At 48.0% G+C, this 5,663-nt stretch carries 7 protein-coding genes; all 7 read right to left on the bottom strand.

All coding sequences use genetic code 11. The features are described 5' to 3' along the window. The coding region (locus tag Q0238_RS03125) for an ATP-binding protein (RefSeq protein WP_297942845.1) at positions 1-692 on the bottom strand (692 nt) is incomplete at its 3' end. Then, complete coding sequence (locus Q0238_RS03130) at positions 689-1,387, bottom strand: 5'-methylthioadenosine/adenosylhomocysteine nucleosidase (RefSeq protein ID WP_297942847.1); 699 nt, start codon at positions 1,385-1,387, stop codon at positions 689-691. The genes Q0238_RS03125 and Q0238_RS03130, both read right to left, overlap by 4 nt. Continuing rightward, on the bottom strand, positions 1,384-2,328 hold the full coding sequence (gene fabD / locus Q0238_RS03135; RefSeq protein WP_297942849.1) for an ACP S-malonyltransferase: 945 nt from the start codon (positions 2,326-2,328) through the stop codon (positions 1,384-1,386). Before fabD ends, Q0238_RS03130 begins: the two co-directional genes overlap by 4 nt. 9 nt (positions 2,329-2,337) lie before the next feature. Continuing rightward, positions 2,338-2,994, bottom strand: a complete 657-nt coding sequence (locus Q0238_RS03140; protein WP_297942851.1) for a peptidylprolyl isomerase — start codon at positions 2,992-2,994, stop codon at positions 2,338-2,340. 49 nt (positions 2,995-3,043) lie between these two features. Further along, positions 3,044-3,862 (bottom strand): tetratricopeptide repeat protein, encoded by an 819-nt coding sequence (locus Q0238_RS03145; protein WP_297942853.1) that lies wholly within the window; start codon positions 3,860-3,862, stop codon positions 3,044-3,046. Between the two features lies 1 nt (position 3,863). Then, a complete protein-coding gene (locus Q0238_RS03150; RefSeq protein WP_291938293.1) occupies positions 3,864-4,337 on the bottom strand; it encodes an OmpA family protein in 474 nt (157 codons plus the stop codon). 55 nt (positions 4,338-4,392) lie between these two features. Then, positions 4,393-5,640 (bottom strand): Tol-Pal system protein TolB, encoded by a 1,248-nt coding sequence (gene tolB / locus Q0238_RS03155; protein WP_177389413.1) that lies wholly within the window; start codon positions 5,638-5,640, stop codon positions 4,393-4,395. Between the last annotated feature and the right edge of the window lie 23 nt (positions 5,641-5,663).

The following is a 5,663-nucleotide window of genomic DNA, read 5'->3' on the forward strand; positions in this document are numbered from 1 at the left end:
CTGATAAAAAACCTCGGATGGGCCTTTTCGTACTGCGCCAAAAGCTCCTTCGTAGCGGCGCGAGCGGTGGGTTTCTTGCCGCCGTATTGCTTCGCGGGGCAAACCTCCTCCTCGCGCATTATCGGAAGCTCGTTATCTCTAGCACAGGCGGCGATTTGGCGCTCGCGCGCAAGAATGAACGGACGGATGATCACGAGCCCGTTTTCGGCGACATAGCGCGGAGCGAGAGTTCGAAGCGCGCCGTTGAAGGTAAAATTCATAAAAAAGCTCTCCGCAGCGTCGTCGAGGTGGTGGGCGATGGCGATCTTATTAAAGCCGTGCTCAAGCGCGTAGGAGTAGATGTATCCGCGCCTCATACGCGAGCAAAAGCTGCAAAACGTGGTGTTTGCGCGGATCTTTTCCTTGCCGAATTCAAAAATTTTAGTATCGATTATCTCGTAGGGGATCTCGTGCTCTTTAAAATGGGCGCTTATCTCGCGCAGATCCTCGCCGATACCGTAGGTGACGGTAACGGCTCGAAACTCCCAATCTAGCGGGCTTACGCTTTGGAAGTGCTTCAGCACGTGCGCCAAGCTCATGCTGTCCTTACCGCCGCTAAGAGCTAGTAAAATTTTATCGCCACGCTCGAACATCTTATATTTGGCGTTGGTTTGTCCGACCTGTCGCAGTAACTTTTTGGAGAGGTTTATCATAACCTTTCGATCATTTTTAGGACGAAATTTGCGCTCGTTTGCGCGCTTTTTACCATAAACTCGTCAAAGTCGAACTCGGCTTTGTGTCCCGCCTCGTCGCTTATCGCGCGCAGTATGCAAAACGGTACGCCCAGCGCGTCGCACACCTGCGCCACGCTCGCCCCCTCCATCTCAACCGCGCTCGCGTCAAACGTCCGTTCGATCCAGCTCTTGCGCTCCTCGCCGCTTACGAACTGATCGCCGCTAGCTATGACTCCTGATTTTAGCGTGATGCCTAGCTGCTCGGCGACGCTTTGCGCGATGGAGTTTAGCTTCGCGTCGGTTTGGACTGAAATTTTACTTCCAGGCACGAATCCGTGCGGATGCCCAAACGCCGTGATGTCCAGATCGTGCTGCACGAGTACGGTAGCATATAAAATTTCGCCGATCTTAATGCCTCGCTTCAAAGCTCCCGCGACGCCCGTAAAGATAAGCGCGCGCGCGCCGAATTTCTCGATCATAACCGTAGCGGTCAGGGCGGAATTTACCTTGCCGATCTTCGAATACGCGATCACGAGATCGTGGCCGTTAAGCTTGGCGGCGTAGAATTTATTATTCGCGTGCTCCACAGCCTCCACGCTCACGCCCCGCTCGCGCAGCGCAGATAGCAGCGGCTCGATCTCTTCGGGCATGGCGCCTAAGATCGCAACTTTCATCCATTCTCCTTTGCAAATTTCAGAAACTCGTCTAGGCTCGCAAGATCCATGATGCTGAAGGTCGGCTTTTGCGTGATCTTTTTGTTTATACCTTTTAAAACCGCCGCGCCGAACTCGACGAAGCAATCCACCTCGCCCTCGTAATTTTTGATGCTTTGCTTGTAAAGCACGGGGCTGATAAGCTGGGCTTTCAGCAGCTCTAGCGCTTCGGATTTCGCCCTGTATGTTCGCGCTGTGGCATTAGCGACGACGGGGGCAAAGCTCTCTTTTAACGCGGGGCGCAAAAATTCCAAAAGCTCGTTGCTGGCGCTTTGTAGCATCGGGCAGTGGCTCGCGACGCTCATATTAAGTAGCATTGCGCGCTTTGCACCCGCGGCTTTAAACTCGCCCTCGAGTGCGGCGAGATCATCTTTTTTACCCGCGACTACGATCTGCCCGTCGCAGTTATAATTCGCCGCCCAAACCTGTCTACCTGCGCTCTTTGCATCCGCGCAAATTTTTTCAACCGCCTCGTCGGCAAGAGCTAAGATCACCATCATTCCGGCGCCTTTGCCCTCGCAGGCGCTCTGCATGAGCCTACCGCGAATATTTACTAGCTTTAGCATCTGCTTCGGCTCTATACCTCCCGCAGCGCTTAGCGCGCTAAACTCGCCCAGCGAGTGTCCGAGTAAAAACTGCGGAGTAATGTTAAGCTTTTCTTGATCCAGCCTTTCTTGCAGCGCCGCAAGCGCCATCATGGAATTTAGCGCGATAGCGGGCTGCGTAAATTCCGAAATGTCGAGCTTATCGCTAGGCTCAAACAGTAAATTTTTAAAATCGATGCCCGTAAATTCTGAAGCCTCATCCAAAAGCGCGCACGCAGAGGCGGAGCTCTCGTAAAACTCCCTGCCCATGCCTACGCTTTGGCAGCCCTGTCCGGGGAAGATAAAAGCGAATTTCATAAAAAAATCCTAATGCTCGTGATGGTGCCCGCCGCAGCACTCGTGGTCTTTTCCGTGATCGTGGCCTCCGCAGCATTCATGATCATCTTCGTGCTCATGCTCGTGGCCTCCACAACACTCGTGATCCTCTGCATGGTCGTGCCCATGTCCGCCGCAGCACTCGTGCCCCTCGTGGTGATGGTCGTGTCCGCAGCCGCAGCTGTGCGCACCCTCCGGCTGGCCGGTAAGAATTTCGTCCGCCGTCGCTTCTCGGTTCTCGACGATTTTTACGTTAAATTCCAGCTCCTTGCCCGCGAATGGATGGTTGAAATCGATGGTAACGTCCTGCTCGCCGATAGCTTTGACGCTCACGCGGGTAGTCGCGCCATCCTCCGCCTGGCCGAAAAGCTCCATACCGACGACCAGATCGATGCCCGCAAACTGCTCTTTAGGCAGGATCTGCACGGCGTCCTGCTTATACTCGCCGACCCCGTCGCTCGGGCTTATGCGAACCGTTTTGCTCTCGCCCGCTTGTAGATTTAAAATTTCATCTTCCAGCTTTTGGATGATTTGATCTTTGCCGCTAAGAAAGGTGATCGGGTCGGAGTTTAAATTTGATTCTAAAATTTCGCCGCTTTTGCCGTCTTTTAGCTCGTAATGCATCTTTATAACTCGGTTGTTAGCCATAGTTTTCTCCTGTTTAGAATTTTATTTTGAGTTTATATTTAAATTTAGGTTATCTAGTGGGCGCGGCTTTGGCTTCTTTGGAGTCCGGATATGAAGCCTTTAACGCTTTGTAGAATTTATTTGCGCTGTCTTTATCGCCGATCTTATCGAAGCTGATCGCCGTGTGATAAAGAAGTTTTGGGGTGTAGTCTTGGCTCTCGTTGTGCGAGATGCTCTTTTTATAATAGTTTATCGCTTCTGCGTATGAGCCGGAGAAATATGAAATTTCGCCCAGCATGTAATTTGCCTTAGCGGGCTTGTAATTTTTAGATACTAAATAATTGTAGCGCTCTTTTGCGCCTGAATAGTCTTTTTTGGCATATAAAGTGTCAGCCTCTTTCAATACCGAAGCTTGATCTTTTGATTTAAAATCGGAGTCTGATTTTGCACTAGCAGGGACTGAAGTAGTGCCTGCGTCTAATTCAGCGTTTTTTTTTACGCCACTGCCACTACCTAATTTTTTATTGATTTCAGCAATTTGGGCTTTTATAGTTGCGATATCTCGCTTCATCTGATCTAGCTCGCTGTTGCCTTGGCTTTTGCCCGTAGTACGAATTTCTAGATCCGCCACCCTGTTTTCCAGATTAGAAATTTTAGAATTTGTTCCTTCAAGGACACTTCGCAAACCTTCGACACTCTCGCGTGTATTATCTACGCTAGTTTGCATCTCGCTTATACGCTTGCGGTTATCGCGCAATACTTGTTCATTTTCAGTTAACCCGTAAGAGCTACCTGAATCAATATTGCCAGCATCAAATGCGGAAGTTTCTGCATTTAAAAAAGTGGCAGCTCCCAAAAGAGCCGCCACCGTGAAATTTTTAAATTTCAAATTAGAATCCAACTTTGAATTCGTCGCGTCTGTTTTGAGCGTCGCACTCTTTAGAATGCTCTGTGCAAGCCATATTGCTCTCGCCGTAGCTTACTACGGAAATTCTGCTCTCATTTACGCCTTGAGCAACCAATGCGTCTTTAGCTGCAGTAGCTCTCTTTAGACCAAGAGCATAGTTGTACTCATCAGAACCCCACTCATCGCAGTTACCCTCAACTTTAACGGTTAGAGACTCTGCGCCTGCTTGGTTGAATAAAGCTGCGTTATTATTGATTGTGCCTTGTTGATCGGCTCTAATATTAAATTTATCAAAGTCGAAATAAACAGTACCAACTTCACTTTGGATCTGAGATGCCAAAGCAGCTAGTCTATCTGCATTACTTGTGCTTGTAGTATCGGCCTCTGGGGTCTTTTTAGAACAACCGCTCAATAATAGAGCAGCAACTGCTATCGAAGATAAAACTAAATGTTTCATTTTCTATCCTTTCAAAAAAAATTGTAGTCATTATATCACGAGATTTTTTAATATTTTACCAATCAACCGATTGAATTTTACCCACTCTTAACGGAAATTGGAAACTTTTATTCTCGTTAACTCTGATAATACCTACCGAGCTTCCGCTACCATCTTGCTTGATAAACATAATGCTGCCGCCATCGCTAGAAAATCTAGGAAACATATTTTTGCCACTAGCCGTTAACTGGCGAATCATATCGGTTTGAGTAGAGATTAAATATATATTAAATCCGCCCCCGCCGTCGCGACTAGAGTAAGTAACGTAATTGCCATTTGTGCTGATGGAGTTATTGTTTTTGCCGTGATAGACGAGCTGCTGAACGTTGCCGCCGTTTATGCTAGTGGCAAATACGTTCGGATAGCCCAGACGATCGCTCACAAAAGCCACGCGCGAATCGCCGTCAATAAAATTTCCATTTACATCAATGCCAGCGTAATCGGTAATTTGCTTAGCGCTACCCGAGGCTATATCATATAAATAAATATCGGGTTGATCTTTAGGCGCATTGGTGATTAGAAGCTTTCTGCCGTCGGCACTTACATCCGAAGCTATCGTCATGCCATGACCGGTAAAAATTTTACTCTTGCTGCCGTTGGATAGATTAAATTTATAGATAGCGGGCGTATTTTTATTGACATAGTAGGTATAATAAAATTCGTTCTGCGCTGCGCTTGCCCATTTAGGGAAGATATTTAATCCGCCGCGAAGCACCACCTGCTGGTAGGTAAGCGTATAATCTGCTACCATGATCTCGCTCTCACGCGTCGAAGTGTAGCGAGATAGCAAAATCATCTCCTTCATCCAATCGACATTTGAGTACCCTAGCTGCTTGACGATCTCAGATACCGCCATATGGGCTAAAAACGGATACTTTTCGGCATTTGAAAGCGTAAAGCTCTTCTCATACATCACCCTACCGCTGTTCGCTTCAAGTACTTTGGCTTTTAGGCTCATCGGCGAGCTTTTATCACTTACCGCGTAGCGCACGATAAGAGCGGCACCGCTAGAGCCTAGATTGTCGGAAGCGCCCGCATCATAGCTGCTTTGTAGATACTCGTCGCTGACTTCAAAAGTCGCGCCGACCTTTAGATCGCCCACCATAAGTTTAAAGAATTTGTTGCCAAATTCTGAATTTGCAAGGTTCGATGCATCCTGAACAACGATTTTAGGTAGATTTACCCCTTCGTTTACGATAGACATAGTCGCATCTGCTGCGAAAATGCTACTACAAAATGCAAGAATCAAAAGTAGTTTCTTCATCTTTTCTCCTTAAATTTAATTTG

The organism is uncultured Campylobacter sp. (assembly GCF_938045775.1).
Classification (GTDB): Bacteria; Campylobacterota; Campylobacteria; order Campylobacterales; family Campylobacteraceae; genus Campylobacter_B.